The sequence below is a fragment of the Haloarcula vallismortis ATCC 29715 genome (assembly GCF_000337775.1).
Taxonomy (GTDB): domain Archaea; phylum Halobacteriota; class Halobacteria; order Halobacteriales; family Haloarculaceae; genus Haloarcula; species Haloarcula vallismortis.
In genome coordinates, this window is the sequence record NZ_AOLQ01000069.1 from 504,977 (window position 1) to 526,240 (window position 21,264).

The window sequence follows — 21,264 nt, forward strand, 5'->3', positions numbered from 1 at the left end:
AACCGGTTAGGACACTGGTCTCACACCCCGGGACAACGATGGAGCGCGGGCGGACCGGCACTGTTTGTCCGGCATATCGCGCTCTTTTAGTCCGGGACTCTCCCATCTTGAGGTATGAGCAAAGTCAATATCGGGCTTCGGGGCTGGCGTTTCGACGAGGACGTGCTCGGGTCGGACGGACGGGTCCGGCCGCTCAAGACGATGGAACCGGAGACCCGCCAACGGTTGCTGGTGCTCGCAGAACGGGTTGTCGACCCCTGTGACGCCTGCTGGCTGATTCACGGCGACGAAGACATCGAGCAGTGCAACGTCGCGGACGCTATTTATGGCGAGCCGATGGGCGAGGTAGTCGTCTGCTCTGACCACGAGACGGACTTCATCTACTGGTTCCGTGAGGCGGGCGGCGAGACCTACGCTGGCGATACTGAGTTGGCCTCGGCCTTCCACGAGTGGTTCCTCGACGGGAATCGCGCTCCAGAGGGGTACGTCGGCCTCGAACACGTCGATGAAGACCCGACAGCGCTGCCGGAGGCTCCCGACAGGGACGAAGCGATTCCGGGGCTCGAAGAGGAGGTCGAGCAGATGGACGAAGAGGACCTCGACACAATTGACATGGACCTCAGCGACCTGGACGTATGATAGCCGTCGCTGTCGTCGACGCCGAGACGCCGGGCAACGTCGGTACCATCGCCCGCTCGATGAAGAACTTCGGCCTGTCGGAGTTGCTGCTCGTCGACCCACCGGAGCTGGACCCGGACGGCGAGGCGTACGGCTTTGCTGGACAGGCCCGCGACGACATCCTGCCAAACGCCCGGACGGTGACGTTCGACCACATCGTCGAGAACTACCACACTGTCGCCTGCACGGCGACGACGAACGAGGACCCGGCTAACCACGTCCGGTATCCGGCGACGACGCCGGCCAATCTGGCCGACTCACTTCAGGATGTCGAGGGTGACATCTGCGTTGTCTTCGGTCGCGAACGGGTCGGACTCTCCAACGACGAACTCGCACGGCTGGATGTCATCTGCTCTATCCCGGCCAGCGCGTCCTATCCTGTGTTGAACCTCGGTCAGGCGGCCACTATCGTCCTCTACGAACTCCGTGAGCTAACTGTTGCCGAGACTCAGCACCCCGATGAATTGCATACGCTCGCCGAGACGCCGGCCGTCGAGGGGCTCCACGAGGAGTTCGACCGCTTCCTCGGCGCTATCGGCCACCCCGAAGAGAAACAGCACAAGGCCCAGCGGCTGTTCCGTCGGGTACTCGGGCGGGCGCAACCGACCGGCCGGGAGACGAAAACGCTTCGCGGCCTGTTTCGACAGGCCCGACAGCGAATCGAGCGTGCCGAAGACGACTAACGTTCAGTCGAGTTTCCCGGGGCCGGTCGCGGAGTCGAACAGCGCACCGATGACGGCGTCGTGGGCCTTCCGCAACCGGTAGTGTACGGTCGGGGCGGAGATGTCGAGTGTCTCAGCCAGCTCCTCCGCGGCGCTCCCTCGTGGCCAGTCGTAGTAGCCGCGTGCGTAGGCCGTCTTGAGTGCAGCAGCCTGTTTCGGCGTCAGCCGGTCGCGTACCCGTGTCTGGAAATCCGCGGCCGTCGAGACTGGCTGGTCGACGTACTGTTTGCTCTGTAGCTCTGTCCCGGGCGCAATCTCCTGAATCGCCTCGACGACGGCGCGGACGTCGATATCCGGTGCCATCTCCGCTGTGAACCGCAGGTCGCCGTCCGCCGCCACGGCTCGCTGCACGGCCCCGCCGTAATCTACGAGCGTGTCGAGCGGCGATGCGGATGTCCCGTCGAGCGCCACTTCCAGCAGGGGCGCCCGGTTCTCGGCAGCCGGCTCAACGACAGTGCAGGACTCGACCGACGGCACCTCAGTGAGCGCCTGACACACCCGGTCAGTGTCCACGCCGCTGACGCGAACGTAGTGGAGGCTGCGTCCGGAACTGGTTGGGACACGCCGTTCGAGCGTGAACGAACAGTCAAGCATCGCGGAGAGGCCGGCGAAGATGTCGTCGGAATCTGGCGTCAGGAACGTCAGCTCGACGGTCGTCGCCGCCTGCAGTGACTGCTGACTGTGGACGCGCTGGATAGAAAGCGCGATAAGTCGCCCCAAGTCGGCCAGAATATCCGACTCACGACAGCCAATCGTGGCGCCAGTCGACGCATACACCATCAGTACGCCGTATGTGGTGTCGCCAGTTATCAGCGGAACTGCTGCGACAGCGGCACAGTCTGTGAGTAACGGGCGGTCTGCTCCAGTGTCTGACTGAGTCGACACGTCGGCGATGTCCGCAACGACCTGTACCTCGCCGGTGTCGATGGCATCTATGGCAAGACTGTGCTCGCCGGGCGAGATATCCTCCGTCGTCACCGTGTCGATGCCAGCAGCGGCACCCAGTGTTATCTGTGTCGCACTTCCACGGCTCCCAGCCCACACGGCCTGGTACAGATCTGACTCAGTGAGGTGTGCACACACTGCCGATTCGATCTCCTCGCGCGTCTGTGTGTCCTGTAGCGCCTTCGCGATTTCTCGGCCCAGTACGTTGAGCCGCTGTGCCTGTCTGAGCGCGTCTCGCTGGCGTTCGAGCTCGGCCTGTCGGTCCTTGTGAGCAGTGATCTCCCGAGCGACGAAGATAGCGGCATCGAGGTCGTACTTGCGACTTTCCAGCGGCGTGACCCGCGCTTCGAACCATCGCTTGCCACCGGGAGTCTGCAGTCTGTACTCCACGGACTGGAACGACCCGGTCCGCAGGGCTGCACGAATGGTCGCCAGTAGCGAATCAGCGGTGTCGCGGGGAAGCAACTCATGCAGCGTCTGGCCGACAAGCGTGTCCGTATCGTCTACCGTCACCATCGTCTCGGGGTCGGTCAGACAGTCGAGAAACCGCCCTTCCGCATCGATAATGAAACTGGGGTCCGGAAAAGCGATGTTCAATGCATCGCGTTGTTCCGTGTAGCGCTGTCGTTCGAGTTCATAGCCCGCCCAGTCGGAGAGCAACCGGACGAACGTCAGGTCCCACTGCGTGTACTCCGCCGCGCGCGGCTCCAGTCCGTAGAAGCAGAACGTCCCGTATACGGCCCCGTCGACGACAACGGGCGCGCCGATGTAGTTCGCAATGCCCCATTCCGAGTCGGCGAGTTCCGGCGCGTCCGCCTCAACGTCCCTGACCGCGAGCGGTTCCCGGTGCTCGACGACGTGCCTGCAGTTCGGAAGGGCCTCGATGCTAGTTGTTCTGCCGGCTTCGAGGTCGGCAGTCGTCGGTGCAGTGACCGCCTCGAACACGTACTCGTCGCCGTGGACTCGGGACAGGGTCCCGAACGGCGAACCGAGCGCCTCACAGCCGAGTTCTAACAGCGCGTCGAGCTGTTCCGTGAACGTCCGGTCCGAGTCGGTACAAACCTCGTAGGCCGCTTCGAGGGTAGACTCCCGTTCCTTCCGGGCTGTGATGTCGATATGCGCGATGGACGCAAACGTCGCCCCGTCGATGCTGAACGGGGCGGCGTACAACCGGAACCACCGTTTCGCCGACACAGTGTGGCACGGGTATTCGAGTTCGAACGACGGTTGCTCGCCGGCGAGGACGGCCCTGAGCCCGTCGGCTGCCTGTTGCCCGGTCGTGTCGTCAGCCATGTCAGCGACGTCGAGATAGTTCATACCGAGCGTATCCGGTGTCAGCTCTGTTCCGTTTTCCCGGCCGAACTCGCGCCACGTCTCGTTCGTCGAGAGAATCACCCCGGACGCATCTACGATCGCAAACATGAGCGGCAGTGTATCGATAGCTGGCCCATACAGGGTGGGGATATCGTGGCCATCCACGACATTTGGGACCATGCGCCAAGTGTGTCGGCGAGCTACTTAACGCCGGGTGTCCAGTTAGAAGGTTAATACGTATGCCGGACACATGCATGTGATGAATACCATTCCGAAAAACGGCCTATCTGGCTGTGAAGGGGCCGTATCCAAATGGATGCCTGACAGACCAACCACTAAACATCCATATTCTAACCAATTATCAAGTGACCCGGATATGTCAACCACAATTTCAGTTTGCCCCGATTTATTCTAGGGACCTAGAGAGAGTACTTAGGACAGTTACCACTGTAGCGACCCACAGGATACGCGCTCCCTCACTATGGATTCCACTGCCAATCCAGTTCGCGTTGAACTGTTCGTCCGGTCCCTGTGTCCGGAAGACGGAACGCAACAGCAGCACTACGTGATTGACCGATTACAGGCTCTTGCGGACGCGGGCCGCATTGCGGACCTTTCGATACTGATCTGGGGCCGCCGGATCGAACCGCGACTCGCACAGCGAACTGCAGAGGGCCGACGCCTGCTGGAACGCCTTTCTACGTTCGAACAGTGGGAACGCAACTCTGATGCGTCGCTTGCCGCCTTCGACTGGCAGCACCCGGTGACGAACATGGCTTCCGATGAGTCGGTCAACGTCATCACGCTGCCGACGCTTGCCCTCGCTGAATACGTTGACGGAGACCTCCAGCACGTCGCGCCCTGTACGCGAGATGGAACAGTCTACCGCGTCGTCGACCGTGTGACCAATCTCGCGGATACCGCAGACGTTGCCGACGAAATTGCGGATGAACGTACCGTGGTCCAATAGCGTTTGAACCGCTCCGAACCTGACACGATACCCGTCCTCATCCAGCACCATACCAATCAAAATGAATACGAAACAAACTGAAGTCCCCGACTCGCTGCCACTGGACGACCGACTGTCGCTCCTGTCGTCGCACTACCGGCGGTACCTCCTGTATGGGCTTTCACAGTACACGACACCGGTTTCACTGGCTGTGCTCACGGACACAGTGACCGAATTCGAACACGGGACACCGGTCGAACAGTACCGCGACGAGCGACTCAAAATTTACACAGCCCTCTATCACAACCACCTTCCACGGCTGGTCGATGCCGGTGTCGTCCAGTACAATCAGTCGGAAGATCTGGTCGATATCGGACCGAACGCGCCAGCCCTCGTCCCGCTGCTTGAGTCGACAATCGAGCACGACCTGTCGGCGAGCGGTAACGGGATGTCACCGAGCACCGTCGACATTGACTCGCTGCAGTCCGCGCAACGCAATTAAGCCCGCTTCTGTATCTCCGAGCGCAACACGTCACTAACTGTATCGCCGTCAGCCTTGCCACGGAGTGCACCCATGCACTCGCCCATCAGCGCCGAGAACGCGCCCATGCCCTCCTCGGCGACCTGGTCTTCGTGGCGCTCGACGACCTCGGCGACGGCGTCCCGAACCTCCGACTCGTCGACGCCGCCCAGCCCCTCCTGTTCGACGGCTTCCTCGGCCGTCAACGACGGGCTCTCCGCGAGGGCCGTCAGGAGGTCCTCCATCCCCTCGCGGGGGACATCCCCGCCGTCGACCAGCAGAATCGCTCCCCGCAGGTGCTCGTCGGTGAGGTCTTCGACGGGCACGTCGTCCCGGCGGAGTTCGGTCAGCGTCGACTCCAGCGTACCGGCGGCCAGTGTCGGGTCGACGCCTTCGCCTTCGACCAGTGCCTCGAACAGCGGCCACCGCTGGCCGTAGGCGACCTGTTCGGCGAGGCCGGACCCGAGGTCGAATTCGCTCTCGTATCGGTCGACCTTCTCGGTGAGCAGTTCCGGTGTCGCGACCTCGGTCACGTCGGGCTCGACGGGTGGCACGTCGGTCTCGGGGTACATCCGCGCTGCGCCGGGGAGCGGGCGGAGGTACCGTGACGTGGCGTCCTCGTTCGCGTCCCGCGTTTCTTCGGGGACGCCCTCCAGCGCCGTCTCGGCCCGCTCGGCGACGGCGTCGATAGCCAGTTCGGCGGTTTCGGGGTCGTCGGCGACGATGGCGACGGCGTCCTCGGGACCTGCGCCAACGTCGTCACGCAGCGCCTCGACTTCTGCCTCGGTGACGCCGTAGGCCGGGAGTTCGTCAGTGTGGAAGATGCCGCCCGCGCCGTGGCGCTTGGCGTGGTCGGACAGCTCCGTCCCGAGACGCCGGTCGGGCTGAATCTCGCGCCCGACGAGGCCATCGAAGCCTTCGAGCAGGACCCCCTGCACTTCGCCACCCGACGAGAGCGCGCCCTCGATGACGCCCGAGTCCGTGTCCTCGAACACGTCGGTCACGTCCTGTGGCTCGCCGACAGCGGCGTCACGCTCGGTGAGTTCCTCGGCGATATCGAGCAGTTCGACCTGCCGGCGGACCTCGTTGCGGACGAGGTCGTCGATATCGTCGAGACTCTGGACGCCCTTCAGTTCGATTCGTGCGCCCTCCTCGATGGAGACGTTCACGTCCTGACGGATGGTTCCGAGGCCGCGCTTGACCTGTCCTGTCGAACGGAGCAACATGCCGATGCGCTCGGCGGCTTCGCGAGCCTGTTCGGGCGAACTGATGTCCGGCTTCGTGCCGATTTCGACAAGTGGGATGCCGAGCCGGTCCAGCGAAAACCGGACGCCGTCCTCGGTCTCCTCGACGCGCTGGCAGGACTCCTCTTCCAGTAGCATGTCTTCGATACCGACCGGGCCAGCGCTCGTCTCGATGACTCCGTCGTTGGCGACCAGCATGGAGCGCTGGAACCCCGTCGTATTGGAGCCGTCGACGACAATCTTGCGCATGACGTTCACCTGGTCGACGACAGACATATCCAGTAGCTGGGCGATTTCCAGCGTCGTCTCCGTCGCCTCGCGGTCGACGCGGTGGGGCGGCTCGTCGTCCTCCTCGACGAGACAGGTCGTGTCGTATGCCAGATACTCGAACTCCCGGTCGACCATGCTCTCCTCGAGCGCCGCCTCGTCGATCTCCCCGAGCTCGCTTTTCGTCGGGTGCAGATAGCGGGTAAAGGAGCGCTGGCTCTCCTCGGGTTCGCGGATCGTCGTCGGACAGTCACAGAACAGCTTCGTCGCGGTATCGAGTTGCTGGTGGATCTCCAGACCGGCGACGAGCCCCAGCTCCTCGTAATCGTACTCGGTCATTGTCGAGGTGTCCGGGACCGGGGGCCAAAAAACGCACCCTTCCGGCGCTCGCCGCCGCGCTTTTGCCCATGTCTCCCTCACTAGCAGTATGCGCTGGCTGTCGACAGCCGCGGTGGCCGTCCTCCTCCTGACAGCCGGCTGTAACGCCTTCGCCGGCGATGACGCCGCCGATCAGGGGACCGTCACGCCGGCCCCGGTCCCGACAGCGGCGGAGCCGGACACGCCAGCCACGCCGGACCCACCGCCCGGCGTGACCACCGACCGGCTCGAAAACGTCGCGCTGCTGTCGGCCGCCCACCGGCAGTCACTCAACGGCACTACCTACACGCTGAATGAACGCTACAGCGAGTTCGCGATCGGGAACGACAGCAGCTCCGTCCGGCGAACCGAGACAGTCGCCGTCGAATCACCGACCCGGTACCACGACGAGATGATCAGAGTGACGACCGACTCGAACGCGACCGTCGAGCGGTACGAACAGTCAACCTACGCCGACGGCACCAACTGGCACGAACGCCGTGACAACGGGACTGTTGAACGCCAGCGCGGCGAGGTCCAGTTCAGCCGCGACAAGTACGCCTACCGGACGGCATTCTACCTGAATCGCTACGCGGTGGTCAACCAGAGTGCCACAGCCGTCGTCACGTGGGACGGCAGCCGAGCCTACCGGATTCGCGGGTCCGGCGGCGAGATTCCGGCTACGGAACAAGTGACGGAGTTTCGTGTCGAACTGCTGGTCGAACCTACCGGCCTCGTCCGCCAGTTCAGCGTCTGGTACCGTACCGAAGAGCGCATCGTCGAATACAGCTTCTGGTACGAAGACATCGGCGAGACGACAGTGGTGCGGCCGGCGTGGCTCAACGAATCGACGCCGGTGAACTGAGTGAGGCCGGTACGTGGCTCCGCACGGCCAGCGGCTACAGGCGGTCCGTCTCGGTTCGAACGTCGTCGGTTCCGGACGTGCTTCCGGCCCGGTCGTCGTAGTATTTCCGGCCGATGAAGTCGTCGTCGAGATTCCCGACCAGCGAGTTGTACAGACCTTCTGCGGACTGATACGTGGTCTCACTGGTTCGAGTTAACACCTCACTCATTTCGACCGAGTCACCGTTCTGGGCGACCAGTTCGACGTCGCCGAGTTGCTGAACAACAGTGGCGTGCTCAGCCGGGAACTCACAGGCCTGGTCGAACAGCTGCAACGTTTCGGAGTAGCGCATCTGTACCACAACTGTGTATTAATAATCAAAAAACATTATGGATTCTGATCATCTCATAATCGACTTCGCTGAGCAGATCAGTCGGCGAGGTGAGAACTGGTATTTTGCCCCACTCGACGCGGGAAAACATTTCACAGACCGTGATATATGGTTACATATGACAATTCGGCTGGCAACTCCAGACGACGTAACGGCCATCAATCAGGTCGCGACGGCTGCCTGGGAGACGGATTACCCCCTCCTCACCCAGGAAACGGTCGAAGACGGCGTTGGCGACTGGTATTCGCCCGACCAGATCGAATCGGAACTGGTTGAATCGCAGACGCTTCTGTTCGTCGCCGAGCGTGAAGAGCGCGTCGTCGGATTCGCACACGCGACGTGGCACGAAACCGACCGCGCGGGGTACATCCTCCGGCTGTACGTCCACCCTGACCACAGGCGTGAGGGAATCGGCCGGGCGCTGCTAGAACGGACCTGCGAGGAACTGTTCGAGCGCGATATCGACCGAATCAGCGCGATGGTTCTCTCGGCGAACGAGCCGGGAGCCGAGTTCTACCAGCAGTTCGGGTTCGAGTTCGGCGACGAGAGCGAAACCGAAATCGGCGGCGAGCGCTACCCCGAGAGCCGGTATGTTCTCGACGACGCGTCACAGGTCTGAGGGCGGGGCGACTGTCAGCTCGCTGCCGCGCTCAGGCGCACCTCTTGCGTGCCTGTTCGATACGAGCGCCCCTCGCTGCGCACGGATTACTTCGTTTCCCGTTCACAGTATCGAGGGCCGCTCACTGCTCGCGGCTCCCGCCGCTCGCTCTGCCGAGGGCCGCTCACTCCGTTCACGCCCCTCGCTTCGTTCGCTTCCTCGCTACTCCTCACCCAAAATACCGCGCTTCGTCATCGTCTCGGGGTCGAGCACGTCGTCGACCTCGTCCTCGTCGAGATACCCCTCTTCGAGGACGACCTCGCGGATTGTTTTGTCCTCAGCGAGGGCCTTCTTGGCGACCTTGCTCGCCTTGTCGTAGCCGATGGCAGGGTTGAGCGCCGTCGCCAGCGCCATGCTCTGCTCGACGCGCTCGGCGCAGTACTCGGCGTCGGCCTCCAGTTTGGCGACAAACTTCTCGCCGAACACCGCGCTGCTGTTGGCGATGAGCTTGGCCGACTGCAGGAAGTTCGAGGCCAGCACGGGCTTGTAGAGGTTCAGGTCGATCTGGCCCTCGGCTGCGCCGGCCGCGACGGCGGCGTCGTTGCCGACGACCTGCTTGTGGACCTGATTGACCGCCTCGGCGACGACGGGGTTGATCTTCCCGGGCATGATCGAGGAGCCGGGCTGGTTCTCCGGCTGGTCGATCTCGCCGAGGCCGTTTCGCGGGCCGGAGGCGAGCAGACGCAGGTCGTTCGCGATCTTGTTCAGCGAGCCGGCGACAGTCCGGAGCGCGCCGTGTGCTTCCGACATCGCGTCGTGGGCGGCCTGTGCTTCGAAGTGGTTGTCCGCCTCGCGGAAGCTGAGGTCCGTTTCCTCGCTGATGTACTCCGCGGCCTTTTCGGGGAACTCGGGGTGGGTGTTCAGCCCGGTCCCGACTGCGGTTCCACCGAGTGCAAGCTCGGAGAGGCGACCGTGGACGTCTTGGACGCGGGAGATACCCTTCTCGACCTGCGTGCGATAGCCGGAGAACTCCTGCCCCAGTGTTACCGGGGTCGCGTCCTGAAGGTGCGTTCGACCAGTCTTGACGACGTTGTCGAACTCGTCTTCTTTGGCTTTGAGTTCGTCGCGCAGCGTCTTCAGGCCGGGAATCACGTCTTTCTCGACGGCCTCCAGCGAAGCGACGTGCATCGCCGTCGGAATCACGTCGTTGCTGGACTGGCCGAAGTTGACGTGGTCGTTGGGGTGAATCTCACGGGTCCCGATTTCGCCGCCGTACAGCTCTGTGGCACGGTTCGAGATGACCTCGTTTGCGTTCATGTTCGAGGACGTGCCCGAGCCGGTCTGGAACACGTCGACGGGGAACTGGTCGTCGTGCTCGCCGGCAATGACCTCGTCGGCGGCTTCAATGATACAGTCCGCCTTGTCTGCCGGAATTGTTTCGAGGTCGCGGTTCGCCTGTGCGGCCGCCTTCTTGACGACGCCGAGGGCGCGGATGAACCGCCGCCCGAAGGTCACATCGCTGATCGGGAAGTTCTCGACGGCGCGTTGCGTCTGTGCGCCCCAGTACGCGTCGGCTGGCACCTGCATCTCACCGAGGCTATCCTGCTCTGTCCGGTGCTCGTCGGTCATACGTCCGGGGGGTGGTCCGCCCGGTCGTAAAACCCTCCGGTACGAGTCGGGACACCACGCCGTACGGACCTGTACCCGCCGGGACGGTCACTCACCGGTGGCCACGAGTCCCTGGTCGGACAGCGGAGACCGTGGGGCTCAGAACTCAGGACTTGGATAAACGTGTATTATCATTCGGAAATATTAAGTAGAATCTCTCTCCACTTACCATGAGTTCGACGCCACAGAGACGTTCATGACCGATACCCCCTACAATACCCGGTGGCGGCGGTGTGTTGCTGCCGTCGTCGGCTGTCGGGGGTCCATGGGACACCGACGGACGTGACCCTCGCGAACGCTCGCAGCCGGTGTACCCGCCGCGTTGCAACCGCTCGCCCGCTCGGCACGACGACGGGATGGCACACCCGTCACCTGGCGTACCCACGTCGCCTGACAGCCTGTGTTGGTGCGACAGGCTGTTCGGTCGCGTGGTTTATGCGCGTGCTGGCCGGCGAGTGCATGTGACTGACGACACATCCGTCGGGGCGATGGACGGCGAACTCACGTCGGCGAACCACTGACAAACCATGCGCGAGATACTCAGTAGACTCCTCGCCACCGGGGGTCGGCTCCGGTCGGCGGTATCGAGAGACGAATCGGACGGCGACCAACTGGCAACAGACGGCGGAGCGACGGTGAAAACGACCCGGAGAGACTCGCTTCGGAACTCACTGCCGATTGAATGGGAACTCATCGAGTCCGCCCCGTTCTGGCTTCCGCCAGTCCTGTTTGCGGGCTTTTTCGTCTACGGCGCTATCGCCTGGAACTTCCTTCTGTCGTTGACTGACTACAACGGCTTGGGCGGTGCGCAGTACGAAACCTTCGATTTCAGCATGTACAGCCGTTTGCTGAGCGATGGGGCGTTCTGGCAAGCCGCACAGAACACGGTGGTGTTACTTGTCGTGTTCACCGTCCTCTGTCTGGCGCTTGGCCTGTTCGTGGCCATCCTTATCGACCAGCAGATACGCTTCGAGAATACGTTCCGGACGATATACTTACTCCCGATGAGCCTCTCGTTCGTCGTCACGGCGACGATGTGGGCGTGGGTGTACAACGCCCGCAACGGCGTGCTCAATCAGCTCCTCCGAGGGTTTGGCCTCGAAGGGGCCCTCGTGGGGTTACTTCGCCCCGCCGGGGTCAACGCCGAAGTCATCCAGTGGCTCTCCTGGAACACGACCGCGCTGGCGGCGGTCATCTTCGCGCTCATCTGGCAGTTCAGCGGCTACGCGATGGTTGTCTTCCTCGCGGGCCTTCGGGCGATCCCGACCGAACACTACGAGGCCGCGCGCGTGGACGGCGCGTCCACGGTTCGGCTGTACGCACGGGTAATCATCCCGCAACTCCGCGCCTCCGCCGTGTCTGCGTCAGTGGTGCTGATGGTGTTTGCGCTGAAAGCGTTCGACTTCATCTATGCGCTCCGTGGCTCACAGCCGGGGGCGAACATGGACATTCTGGCGACAATGATGTATCGGGTCGCGTTCGATAGTCTCCAGTGGGCGTACGGCTCGGCCGTCGCCATCGTGCTGTTTGCCCTCGCACTGCTGGTCATCGGACCGTACCTTTACAGCGAATACCGACGGGGTGAACTATGAGTATTAGAGACGGGGATTTCATCGACCAACTCCGCAGTACAGAAAACAGCCGTATCGGACTGTATGCCCTCCTGCTTGCGGGCATCGCCTTCTACCTCTTCCCGGTGGAAACAGCCGTGATGACGATGTTCAAGACCGAAAGCGCGTTCGCCCGAACGCTCCCGTTCGCGCCGCCGGGCGCTGACGGGTTCACGCTCGATGCGCTCGCCACTGCCTGGAACACGCTTCGGCCGGGACTGGTGAACTCGCTGCTGATGGCGATTCCCGCGACGCTCGTGTCGGCGCTGCTGGGCAGTATGACCGCGTATGGACTGACAACGATTAGCTGGCGCGGCCAGGTCGGCGTGGTCGTCCTCATCATCGCGGGCATCTTCATCCCCTATCAGGCTGTGCTGGTCCCGCTGGCACAGTTCTGGTTCCAGGTGCTTCCGGGGCTGCTCAACGGCTTCGTCAACACCGTCTTTGGCTTCATTACGGGCGGGAACTGGCAGTACCCGAGCCGTAACGGGTACGTGCAGTTGCTGCAGCTGTCGATCACCCACGCAGCGTACGGGATTCCGATCTGTACGCTGCTGTTCCGGTCGTACTATCAGAGCATTTCCGACGAGATGATAGAGGCCGCTCGCCTCGATGGCGCGAGCGCGTTCAGCATCTACCGGAACATCATCCTCCCGCTGTCGCTGCCGATGTTCGCTGTGACGCTCATCTACCAGTTCACGCAGGTGTACAACGACCTGTTGTTCGCGCTCGTACTGGTCAACGAACCGGCTTCGCAGGTGGCGACCCAGCGCCTCGCAGCGCTCACTGGCGGGGTCGTCCAGTCGTTTAACACCACGATGGCAGGGGCCATCGTCGCAGCACTTCCGACGCTGCTCGTCTACATCATGTTCGGCGAACAGTTCGCGAAAGGCGTCGCTGGAGAATAATCACGGAGGCATTCACTATGGCACAACTCACACTGGACAAGGTAACGAAGACGTTCCAAGACGACGACGGCGAAATCATCGCGGTTGACGAGGTATCGATCGACATCGAGGACGGCGAGTTCCTCTGTGTCGTTGGTCCATCCGGCTGTGGAAAATCGACGACGCTGCGGATGATTGCCGGGCTCGAAGACATCACGCGCGGCGAGATTCGGCTCGACGGACAGATTATCAACGACCAGCCGCCGGCCCGCCGGAACGTGGCGATGGTGTTCCAGTCCTACGCCCTGTACCCCCACATGACCGTGCGGGAGAACATGGCGTTCGGGCTGGAGGAATCGACGGATATGCCCGACGACGAGATCAACGAGCGCGTCGAAAAGGCGTGCAAGGACATGGGCATTTTCGAACTCATCGACCGCAAGCCCGGCGAACTCTCCGGTGGCCAGCAACAGCGCGTGGCGCTGGGCCGCGCAATCGTCCGGGACCCCGAAGTGTTCCTGATGGACGAGCCGCTGGCGAACTTAGACGCGAAGCTCAAAGCCGAGATGCGGACTGAACTGCAGGAGCTTCAGCAGGACCTCGACGTCTCGACGGTGTACGTCACGCACGACCAGACCGAGGCGATGACGATGTCCGACCGCATCGCCATCCTCAACGACGGCGTCCTCCAGCAGTGTGCGACGCCGCTTGAGTGTTACCACGAGCCGAACAACCTCTTCGTCGCGGGGTTCATCGGCGAGCCGTCGATGAACTTCTTCCCGATGACGCTGGACGGGTCGACGCTCACAGGCGAGTGGTTCGAGTACGAACTGAGTGACGAGACGGTTGCCGCCGTCGAGGGAACGACCGACATCACGCTCGGCATCCGACCCGAAGACATCGAGCTCGTCCAGAGCGACACCGGTCCGAACGTGTTCGATTCGACGGTCCACGTCGTCGAGCCTCGCGGGAACGAGAACACGGCCCACCTGCAGTTCGACGAATCGATGGACGACCAGTTCATCGCGACGGTCGGCGGGATGAAACAGCTCAACGCCGGCCAGCGCGTCAAAGTACGGTTCCCCGAGAACGCGATCCACCTCTTCGACACGGCTAGCGGCCAGGCCATCCGGAACCGCACGCTTGACGAGATCGAAACGGTCGAATCGGTCGTCTGAGCCGCAACCGCCGCGCTTTTACTATCCTGTCGGACAGACGTGCGGTTTCACCGTCACGCCCAGCGGTCCAGCCCGGTCTGGACGACGGACTCGTCGATGCGCTTGAACCCGCGAGCGACTTCGTCGGCGTCGACTTCCCACTGTTCGGTGACGAACGCGCGGGCGGCGTCGATATCCGGGTCGACGCTGTCGGGAATCACGTAGTCGTCGGTGACGGCGGGGTCGAGAAACAGGTCACGGATGCGGTCGGCGTGGTCGATGTGCTCGCTGCGAGCCTCCAGCACGGCGTAGAGGTCGCCGTGCTCGTGAAGCTCTTTGACGGCGGTCTTGGGCCCGATACCGGAAATCCCCTCGTTGAAGTCCGTCCCCATCAAGATGGCGGCGTCGACCAGTTGCTCCCAGGTGAGGTCATGCTGGGAAAGCGTGGCCTCGAAATCCATCAGTTCGGGGTCGCCCTTCGAGGTGATCTGGCGGAGCGTCATCGGCGCGCCGAACAGCAGCGCGTCGTAGTCCTCGGTCCCGACGTAGTCCACGTCACCCCGTCGGGCCATCACCGATGCCTGCCCTTCGCCTTCAGCGGGGGCGTCGACGATAGGCACGTCGAGTAGTTCCAGCAGGTCCCGCGTCGTGTCGACGATGGTATCGGTCAGCCGCTGAGTCCGGGAGTCGAGTTTGGCGACGCGGGTGCTGTCTCCCGCTTTGCGGGCCGCCTCCAGTTCGGATTCGTACTTCTCGCGCTGTTCGCGGCGCCTCTCGACCTCGTCGTCTTTGAGGTCTGTGACCGCGCCGTCGAAGACGAACACGGGCGTGAGGTCGTGTTCGAAGAATTTCGGCAGGCCCTGAATGACACCGATGAGGTTCGCCACCTCCTCGCCGCCGCTGGTGGTGTATTTCGCCTCACTGGTGAACTTCACCGTCGTCGTCAGATAGCGATAGAGCCAGTTGTGAGCGTCCACGGCGACGACGCTCCCGCCGAGGTCGCCGAACGACACGTCCGATAGCGCCGCAAGCGACCGTAAATCAGCGTTTCCCATTGGCAGGTCTTTGGCCGACAGCCGCTTGAATCTCTCGGAGAAGACGTGCTACTTCGGTACCTGCTAGCACAGGCTGACGCCGGTCGAGCGGCTCAGCCGGTCCCTGCGGACGGCTGGTCAGCCCAGTCGTCGATGACAGACGGCGGGTCGGCGTTGGCCTTCGCCGCGAGGAACGACTCCTCTTCGGGCGAGAGGTCACGCTCCCGGAACAGGTCCAGCCCGGCCTGATACCGCTCGGTGCTGCGGTCGCCTGGCCAGACGAGGTCGAGTTCGGCCATCCCCGACTCCGCGCCGCTGAAACAGAATCCCGCCCGGTAGGCGGCCTGGTAGGAAAACGGGTTGTTGACGCCGATGGACACACGTTTGAAGCCCCGGTCCGTGGCCCGCTCCCGGACGAATCGGAGGAGACGGGCACCGAGCCGGTCCCCCTGTCGGTCCTGCCGCACGGTGATATACCGGACACAGAGGGTGTCCGGGTCCGTCCGGTCGGCATCGAACGCGGCCGCGGCCACCACCCCGTCGTCGCCGACGACGGCCTTTCCGGTCGAGGTCATCACGAACTTACCCGCGTACGCAAACTGCTCGTGGTCCAGCCGGAGTCGGTGCCCGTCCTCGGGCCAACCGAGCAGCGTGAACTCCATAGTCTGACTGAACGGACCGCCCACTGTAATCAGTACTGGTCGCTGTCTCAGGCCACCAGCCGCCGTCGTCGAATCCGGGAGAGCGAAGTGTCCGGAACTGGAACTCCCTGTATGAGCGTCTCGACGGTGGGAAACGGTCGTATCGAACTGTCCACTCGGACGGCACTGCTCGCTGTCGGCGATCTGCTGGCGATTGCTGTATTCGTCGGTGTCGGCGAGATGACCCACGGTATCAATCCGATACTCAACCCAAGTCGGTTCGCCGGGACGCTGACGCCCTTTTATATCGGCTGGCTCTTCGTCGCCGGACTCGGGGGACTGTACACCGCCGCCGCAACCGCGACGCTTCGTACGGCTCTCGTCCGCACCATCGTGGGATGGGTGCTGGCAGTCGGAATCGCACAGGGACTTCGGTCGACGGCGATGTTCCCCGGCAACGCGGCGCTGACCTTTGCACTTGTATCCGTGTTTGTCGGGGGTACGCTATTGATGCTCTGGCGCGGTTCAGTTGCAGTCGTAAAATAGGGCGGCCTGCTGTAGCGCTGCGGTATCGATGACGGACTATCGCAGGTCGGCGACTTCAAGCGACTCTGTCGACTGGATCCATGCCTGATGGTTCTCTCGGTCGTAGATTACGAACTCCTCGTCCCCGATATTCAGTTCGGCGTAGCGTCGTTCTTGATCGTCGGTCGCGGCGTCCGTCGTGTTGTCCGTTGCGTTTGTGCTCATTGTCTCGTTTGGAAATCGGCGTTACCGTTTTTCTCCGGTTCAACGTATCTCGGGAGACCTAATAAGCACACGGACCCAGTTATCACCAGAGAAAATAGGAGCCATGAGCACGCCACTGAATCCATAATCTAGTTCTCAAATTCTGAAAAAGAGCATTTGAACGGGTTCTATCCCGAGAAACAGACAGCCGTTCTAACGGCTATCGTATACTGGTTTGTAGCCACTTAATCTCATTTTTGTATACGGATATGACGGCCTACCTGTGACCGCGGGCCAGTGATATCAGACCGCCTCCGTCCTTATATTGTGAACTGTCCACAAGAATTGGAGTATATAAATCTTTTCCCCTTATCCCACCTATAACTTATGAGATTGTTACCCAGCGGGTACTGAGTAAATTTGCAGGGGCCATTCCGTGTATTGGCCCGTATTTTAGGGAAACATTGATATACCCCACTACCGTAGTATAATTCATAATTATGACGGGCTATTACGACATCATTCTCGGACTCATTCCGCTCGCCATGGCCGGCATCACCGCCACTCTGTTCGTTGCCGGCTTCGAACTGACGACGGCGATTCCGATGGCTTCTGTCGTAACAGTTGGCCTCATCGGCCACGCGATGTTCGTCCGTGCCCCCGTCGACCCGGTCCCGAGCGACGCGTCGACCCAGCAGACCGCACAGTCAGACCCGCTACAGACAGCGGATTAAACGTATTCTAGTCCGTCTCGACTCCTGTTTTCGGTAGTGCACCAGTGACTGCCTCCAATCTAACATACCGGTCACCGCCGGGCAGTATAAGAGTCGGTCGCCCAAACGACGGAGTATGACAACAGACGCGACAGCGCTGTTTCTGCAAAGCGACGAGGTTGCTGATCTCGCTGAGCCCACCGAGTACGTCGACGTCGTCCGGGAGGGGTACCGCCAACGTGGTGAAGGTGCTCCGGCGACGCCCAGAACAACGCTGTTCTCGGACGAGCCCGCCGGTATGTTGACGGGCTATCTCGCGATTCTTCCAGACACTGGCGCGATGGGTGGATACACCTACGCGGCCGGTTTCGGCGGACGGGACGCACACTTCACGCTCCCGGTCTTCGACGCCGACAGCGGCGACCCGCTCGCTGTCCTCGACGGCGCGAGCATGAACCCGCACAAGACCGGCGCAGTCGGGGCGGTGGGCGTCGATGCGCTGGCCCGCCGTGACGCCAGCGACCTCGCAATTATCGGCAGTGGCGCACAGGCCCGCGGCCAGGTCCGTGCGACGGCGACAGTCCGAGACTTCGACCGCATCGAGGTGTACTCCCCGACGGCAAGTAACCGGGAGTCTTTCGCCGCGGAGATGAATGACGCGCTGGACCCGACAGTGGCTGCCGTCGCGTCCCCGGCCGCAGCAATCGAAGGGGCCGATGTCGTTATCACAGCGACCAGTGCGAGCGACCCGGTGTTCGACGGTGACCTGCTCGAACCGGGCACCCACGTAACCGCCATGGGTCAGTACCATCCTGAAAAGAACGAACTGGATGCGACGACAATCGAACGCGCCACGTACGTCCCGGACCTGCGCGAGCGGGTGACACAGGACGCCGGGTCGTTCATCAACGCCCTCGATGCGGGCGTCGTCGACGAGGACCACGTTCATGCCGAGCTGGGAGACATCGTTGCCGGAAACGCATCGGGACGGCAGTCCCCCGAAGAGATTACGGTCTTCGACTCCGGCGGTACAGCCATCGAAACCGTTGCTGCAGGCCATATGCTGTACGAGCGGGCAAAGGCTGAGGGCCGGGGTGAAGAGATCGACTTCGCACCCGCGAGCAAAGCCCTGACTGGCCGGTAGTAGCCACAGGAGTTAGAGGTACGGACCGAGGCCGAGAGCGTCAACCAGACTGATGCCGGCAGCGAGCGCGCCGACGATGTAGCCGGCGATAGTGCCACCGTTCAACAGCGGGAGTCCTGCGTGTGCGCGCCCTTTCAACACCATCCATAGCAGTATCGTCAGACCGACGTAGGACCCGATCATCGCGGTCACCGCCGGCAACGGGACGCCGAGTACCGTCAGTACGTCCGACGAGGCGAAAAAGGCGGCACTGGCGACGAGTATCGACGGGATGATGGCGTCACCGAGACCGATAAACAGCGCGTCGCGCTCCAGCGGGTCGGCGTGACCGTCGTCGCCCTCGTCCGCTTCGCCGGTGCCCGTCGGCTCGCCCTGACGTTCGGCCGGCTGGCTCCCATCCGCAACTGCCGGCTCATCTGCGTCGGCACCGGATTCTGTGGTCGCTGGCCCTCCGGCCGCGTCGTCCGCCGCCGTCTCGTCGTCGCCAGTCTCGTCTTCTGCCATCGGGTCCGGCGTCGTCGCGTCGAGATACGAGTACGACAGCGTCATCGGAATCACAAGAACGACGGGGACCCTGAGGTCCATGACGCCCGAGGCCAGCGTGAGCATGTGTTCGGTTCCGTAGACGCTGATCGCATCGTACACAGCGAGAACAGTCAGTAGGACTAGCGCCGGCAACACCCCGAAACTGATACCGAACAGCCCGGCGGCGGCGGCTCCCATCACCGCACCGGCACTGTCGATGACGTACCACTCGGGGTAGACCAGCAGCGCCGTCCCCAGGCCCAGCGCTAACAGGACGGCGACGACGTTGAGGCCGGCGTACGTGAGCACCGGCGGGACCAGCACCTGAAACACGTACAGTGAGAGCCAGGCTGCCGAGAAGACGATAAGCCCGCGGATGAGCTGATCCACGTCGTAGCGGAAGGCAAGCAACATAACGGCTGTCGCGATCAGAATCGCCCCGATGTACATGAGGCTGTTCGTGGGGTCAGATGGGTCTTCGACGGCCTGATACCCGGCCGATTCGAAGGGCTGGACCAGTGCCAGCGCGCCGAGTTGGACGAACAGAAAGATACCAGCGATAAGGCCACAGCCGCCGAGGATTCGCCACCGTCGCTCCATGCACACACGTCCTGCAGGAATCGGTTTGAGCGTTACGAAGCAAGTATCGACAGGTCGGCGAGCTGTTACCGCGCGTACAGGACCTTCCCGACCAGCGCCGGAAGGTGCACGCTGTCGGCTGGCGACACTGCGAGGTACGGGCGTTCGACCGGACCGAACACGTCGACGACGGAGCCGACGGTCTGGAGCTCCTCGTCGACCACGTCGGTTCCCACGGACGCGTACTCGTCGTCAGGTGCCCGGACCACGGCCAGTCCCTGCGCGACCCGCGAGACAGTGCCGATACGTTTCATTCACGGAGCGCCTGCATATAGGCTGCCACAGCCCCCAGCAGGTCGCTTTTCGTTGCATCGTCCGCGTCCTTGACGACGACTCGCCCGCGGGCCTCGTACTCGCGTGGATACGTCTTGTCACGCTCGATGACCGCGTCGTAACCGACCTGCTGGACGGCTTTGGCGATTTCATCGACAGTCGGGTCATCCACGGCCAAATCCAGCGACACACGACGCCCATCGCTACGTGAACGGTCGGCGTCGAGCGCTGCCGGCCAGATAACGTTCTCGACCATACCGGCAGTGGCCGCCCGTGGCATATATGGGTTATCGTCACCGCCGACGGTAAAACGTGATAATTATATGAAATATATGAAGAATCAAGCTTACATACCTCTGTAATCTACCCGTGACGTATGGTGAAGAAAGGGTTATTGGCTATCGCCGCCGTGGTGCTCCTCGTGGCTCTCGGGACAGGAGTTCTTATCGGAGCACAGTTTGCGGGCGGGACAGCGGATACACCGACACAGACAGCCGACTCACAGAACAATAACGGCGGCGGAAATGGCGGTAGTTCAACGGCGACAGCGGGTACTAGTACGACGCCAACACCAACGGCGGAACCAAACGGGACACCGACCGAGACAGCGACCCCACAGCAAGAGTCGATTCCGTCGCGGGAGTTCAACGAACAGAACGTCTCGAACTACATCCGGCAGTTCCTTAACGAGGAGCGTGAGGCCGCGAGTGTCCCTCGTTTTGAATCGGGACTCCAGACTCAGGAGGACCTCGACGAAATGGCCAAGGGCCACAGCGAGCAGATGGCCGTCGAGGGGAAAGCGATCCACAAGATCGATGGCGTCTCCAGTAAGGACCGGTATGAAAGCAGCGGCCTCTATGACCGGTGTCAGTTCAAATCTTCCGAAGGTGATTACATCGAGACGCCGGACCGAAATCGGTTCGAGGCGGTCGAGAAGACAGTTGCTGGACAAACGTACGAGGAGAACGGCGAAGAGCAGTTCCACGCCACCGACAAGGAAGTCGCGAGACAGATCGTCGATAGCTGGATGGCGTGGTCGGACTACCGCCAGCGGCTCACGCTCCGCAACGCCAATCTCGTCGGTATCGGCGTGGAGATTACTGACACCGGAAACGTGTACGCGACTGCCAACATCTGCGGCTAACGGCTTGACGGGCTAATCAGCACACTGGTTGCCGGTCCGTCTGTGAGTGCTGTCTTGTCGCTATCGCCCCACATCTCTGTTTAAATTTCACACGCTCCAACATACGGGCAGTGTCATCGGTAACTCGCTTCTCTGTGGTGTGCCGTTCGGAGACGCTGGTGACAGTGTTCACTCAATCAGCAGACCCTCTCAACGAAATACTGTTGTTGTGGCTACACCGGCGGCTGTTATCCGCCCTCGCTCTGGATGTGCCGAGTGGGACTTTGATGAC

23 protein-coding genes are annotated in these 21,264 nt (G+C 62.2%); 13 read left to right on the plus strand and 10 right to left on the minus strand.

Translation table 11 applies throughout. The features are described 5' to 3' along the window. Positions 1–114: 114 nt before the first annotated feature. Positions 115–639 carry a hypothetical protein gene (locus tag C437_RS19580; RefSeq protein ID WP_004518754.1) on the plus strand — a complete coding sequence of 175 codons (525 nt, stop codon included), beginning with the start codon at positions 115–117 and terminating at the stop codon, positions 637–639. Next, a complete protein-coding gene (locus C437_RS19585; protein WP_004518755.1) occupies positions 636–1,361 on the plus strand; it encodes an RNA methyltransferase in 726 nt (241 codons plus the stop codon). The genes C437_RS19580 and C437_RS19585 overlap by 4 nt, the downstream gene beginning before the upstream one ends. A gap of 3 nt (positions 1,362–1,364) precedes the next feature. Here the strand turns inward: C437_RS19585 and C437_RS19590 are convergent, their stop codons facing one another. After that, a complete protein-coding gene (locus C437_RS19590; protein WP_004518756.1) occupies positions 1,365–3,839 on the minus strand; it encodes a bacterio-opsin activator domain-containing protein in 2,475 nt (824 codons plus the stop codon). Positions 3,840–4,140: 301 nt separating this feature from the next. Between C437_RS19590 and C437_RS19595 the strand changes: the two genes are divergently transcribed. After that, positions 4,141–4,629, plus strand: a complete 489-nt coding sequence (locus C437_RS19595; protein ID WP_004518757.1) for an HTH domain-containing protein — start codon at positions 4,141–4,143, stop codon at positions 4,627–4,629. A gap of 61 nt (positions 4,630–4,690) precedes the next feature. After that, on the plus strand, positions 4,691–5,110 hold the full coding sequence (locus tag C437_RS19600; RefSeq protein WP_004518758.1) for a DUF7344 domain-containing protein: 420 nt from the start codon (positions 4,691–4,693) through the stop codon (positions 5,108–5,110). Here C437_RS19600 and gatE read toward each other — a convergent pair. Continuing rightward, positions 5,107–6,978, minus strand: a complete 1,872-nt coding sequence (gene gatE, locus C437_RS19605; RefSeq protein ID WP_004518759.1) for a Glu-tRNA(Gln) amidotransferase subunit GatE — start codon at positions 6,976–6,978, stop codon at positions 5,107–5,109. The genes C437_RS19600 and gatE overlap by 4 nt on opposite strands. A gap of 88 nt (positions 6,979–7,066) precedes the next feature. Here gatE and C437_RS19610 point away from each other — a divergent pair, with 88 nt between their 5' ends. Then, a complete protein-coding gene (locus C437_RS19610; protein WP_004518760.1) occupies positions 7,067–7,861 on the plus strand; it encodes a DUF7537 family lipoprotein in 795 nt (264 codons plus the stop codon). 34 nt (positions 7,862–7,895) lie between these two features. Here the strand turns inward: C437_RS19610 and C437_RS19615 are convergent, their stop codons facing one another. Next, on the minus strand, positions 7,896–8,192 hold the full coding sequence (locus C437_RS19615; RefSeq protein ID WP_004518761.1) for a DUF5789 family protein: 297 nt from the start codon (positions 8,190–8,192) through the stop codon (positions 7,896–7,898). A 157-nt stretch (positions 8,193–8,349) separates the two neighbouring features. On the opposite strand from C437_RS19615, the gene C437_RS19620 reads away from it, so the two are divergent. Next, the gene (locus C437_RS19620; RefSeq protein WP_049919898.1) at positions 8,350–8,850 is read left to right on the plus strand and encodes a GNAT family N-acetyltransferase; all 501 of its coding nucleotides are present in this window, start codon (positions 8,350–8,352) and stop codon (positions 8,848–8,850) included. A 201-nt stretch (positions 8,851–9,051) separates the two neighbouring features. Here the strand turns inward: C437_RS19620 and C437_RS19625 are convergent, their stop codons facing one another. Next, a complete protein-coding gene (locus tag C437_RS19625) occupies positions 9,052–10,458 on the minus strand; it encodes a class II fumarate hydratase (RefSeq protein WP_004518763.1) in 1,407 nt (468 codons plus the stop codon). Positions 10,459–11,024: 566 nt separating this feature from the next. On the opposite strand from C437_RS19625, the gene C437_RS19630 reads away from it, so the two are divergent. Genes C437_RS19630 through C437_RS19640 form a run of 3 tightly spaced genes read left to right on the plus strand, consistent with a single transcriptional unit; the run spans position 11,025 to position 14,172 of the window. Continuing rightward, on the plus strand, positions 11,025–12,089 hold the full coding sequence (locus tag C437_RS19630; RefSeq protein WP_004518764.1) for a carbohydrate ABC transporter permease: 1,065 nt from the start codon (positions 11,025–11,027) through the stop codon (positions 12,087–12,089). Continuing rightward, positions 12,086–13,015, plus strand: a complete 930-nt coding sequence (locus tag C437_RS19635; RefSeq protein WP_004518765.1) for a carbohydrate ABC transporter permease — start codon at positions 12,086–12,088, stop codon at positions 13,013–13,015. Before C437_RS19630 ends, C437_RS19635 begins: the two co-directional genes overlap by 4 nt. Positions 13,016–13,032: 17 nt before the next feature. After that, a complete protein-coding gene (locus C437_RS19640) occupies positions 13,033–14,172 on the plus strand; it encodes an ABC transporter ATP-binding protein (protein ID WP_004518766.1) in 1,140 nt (379 codons plus the stop codon). Between the two features lie 53 nt (positions 14,173–14,225). Here the strand turns inward: C437_RS19640 and fen are convergent, their stop codons facing one another. Then, positions 14,226–15,206 (minus strand): flap endonuclease-1, encoded by a 981-nt coding sequence (fen, locus tag C437_RS19645; protein WP_004518767.1) that lies wholly within the window; start codon positions 15,204–15,206, stop codon positions 14,226–14,228. A gap of 92 nt (positions 15,207–15,298) precedes the next feature. After that, entirely contained in the window at positions 15,299–15,847 is a 549-nt protein-coding gene (locus tag C437_RS19650; RefSeq protein WP_004518768.1) for a GNAT family N-acetyltransferase, read from the minus strand. Positions 15,848–15,958: 111 nt separating this feature from the next. Here C437_RS19650 and C437_RS19655 point away from each other — a divergent pair, with 111 nt between their 5' ends. Further along, positions 15,959–16,372: a DUF3054 domain-containing protein gene (locus C437_RS19655; RefSeq protein ID WP_004518769.1), complete on the plus strand. Its 414-nt coding sequence runs from the start codon at positions 15,959–15,961 to the stop codon at positions 16,370–16,372. Between the two features lie 36 nt (positions 16,373–16,408). Here the strand turns inward: C437_RS19655 and C437_RS20780 are convergent, their stop codons facing one another. Further along, complete coding sequence (locus C437_RS20780; RefSeq protein WP_004518770.1) at positions 16,409–16,576, minus strand: DUF7331 family protein; 168 nt, start codon at positions 16,574–16,576, stop codon at positions 16,409–16,411. Between the two features lie 479 nt (positions 16,577–17,055). On the opposite strand from C437_RS20780, the gene C437_RS19660 reads away from it, so the two are divergent. Both C437_RS19660 and C437_RS19665 read left to right on the plus strand, forming a co-directional pair. Continuing rightward, positions 17,056–17,289, plus strand: coding sequence for a hypothetical protein (locus C437_RS19660; protein ID WP_004518771.1), 234 nt, complete (start codon positions 17,056–17,058; stop codon positions 17,287–17,289). 115 nt (positions 17,290–17,404) lie between these two features. Continuing rightward, the gene (locus tag C437_RS19665; protein ID WP_004518772.1) at positions 17,405–18,412 is read left to right on the plus strand and encodes an ornithine cyclodeaminase family protein; all 1,008 of its coding nucleotides are present in this window, start codon (positions 17,405–17,407) and stop codon (positions 18,410–18,412) included. Positions 18,413–18,424: 12 nt separating this feature from the next. Here C437_RS19665 and C437_RS19670 read toward each other — a convergent pair whose 3' ends face one another. From C437_RS19670 to srp19, 3 genes are all read right to left on the minus strand, one after another. Continuing rightward, positions 18,425–19,537 carry a presenilin family intramembrane aspartyl protease PSH gene (locus C437_RS19670; protein ID WP_004518773.1) on the minus strand — a complete coding sequence of 371 codons (1,113 nt, stop codon included), beginning with the start codon at positions 19,535–19,537 and terminating at the stop codon, positions 18,425–18,427. 65 nt (positions 19,538–19,602) lie between these two features. Beyond that, complete coding sequence (locus C437_RS19675) at positions 19,603–19,830, minus strand: H/ACA ribonucleoprotein complex subunit GAR1 (protein WP_004518774.1); 228 nt, start codon at positions 19,828–19,830, stop codon at positions 19,603–19,605. Continuing rightward, positions 19,827–20,105, minus strand: coding sequence for a signal recognition particle subunit SRP19 (gene srp19, locus C437_RS19680; protein WP_004518775.1), 279 nt, complete (start codon positions 20,103–20,105; stop codon positions 19,827–19,829). Before srp19 ends, C437_RS19675 begins: the two co-directional genes overlap by 4 nt. 120 nt (positions 20,106–20,225) lie before the next feature. On the opposite strand from srp19, the gene C437_RS19685 reads away from it, so the two are divergent. Further along, positions 20,226–20,993: a CAP domain-containing protein gene (locus tag C437_RS19685; RefSeq protein WP_004518776.1), complete on the plus strand. Its 768-nt coding sequence runs from the start codon at positions 20,226–20,228 to the stop codon at positions 20,991–20,993. Positions 20,994–21,264: the final 271 nt, after the last annotated feature.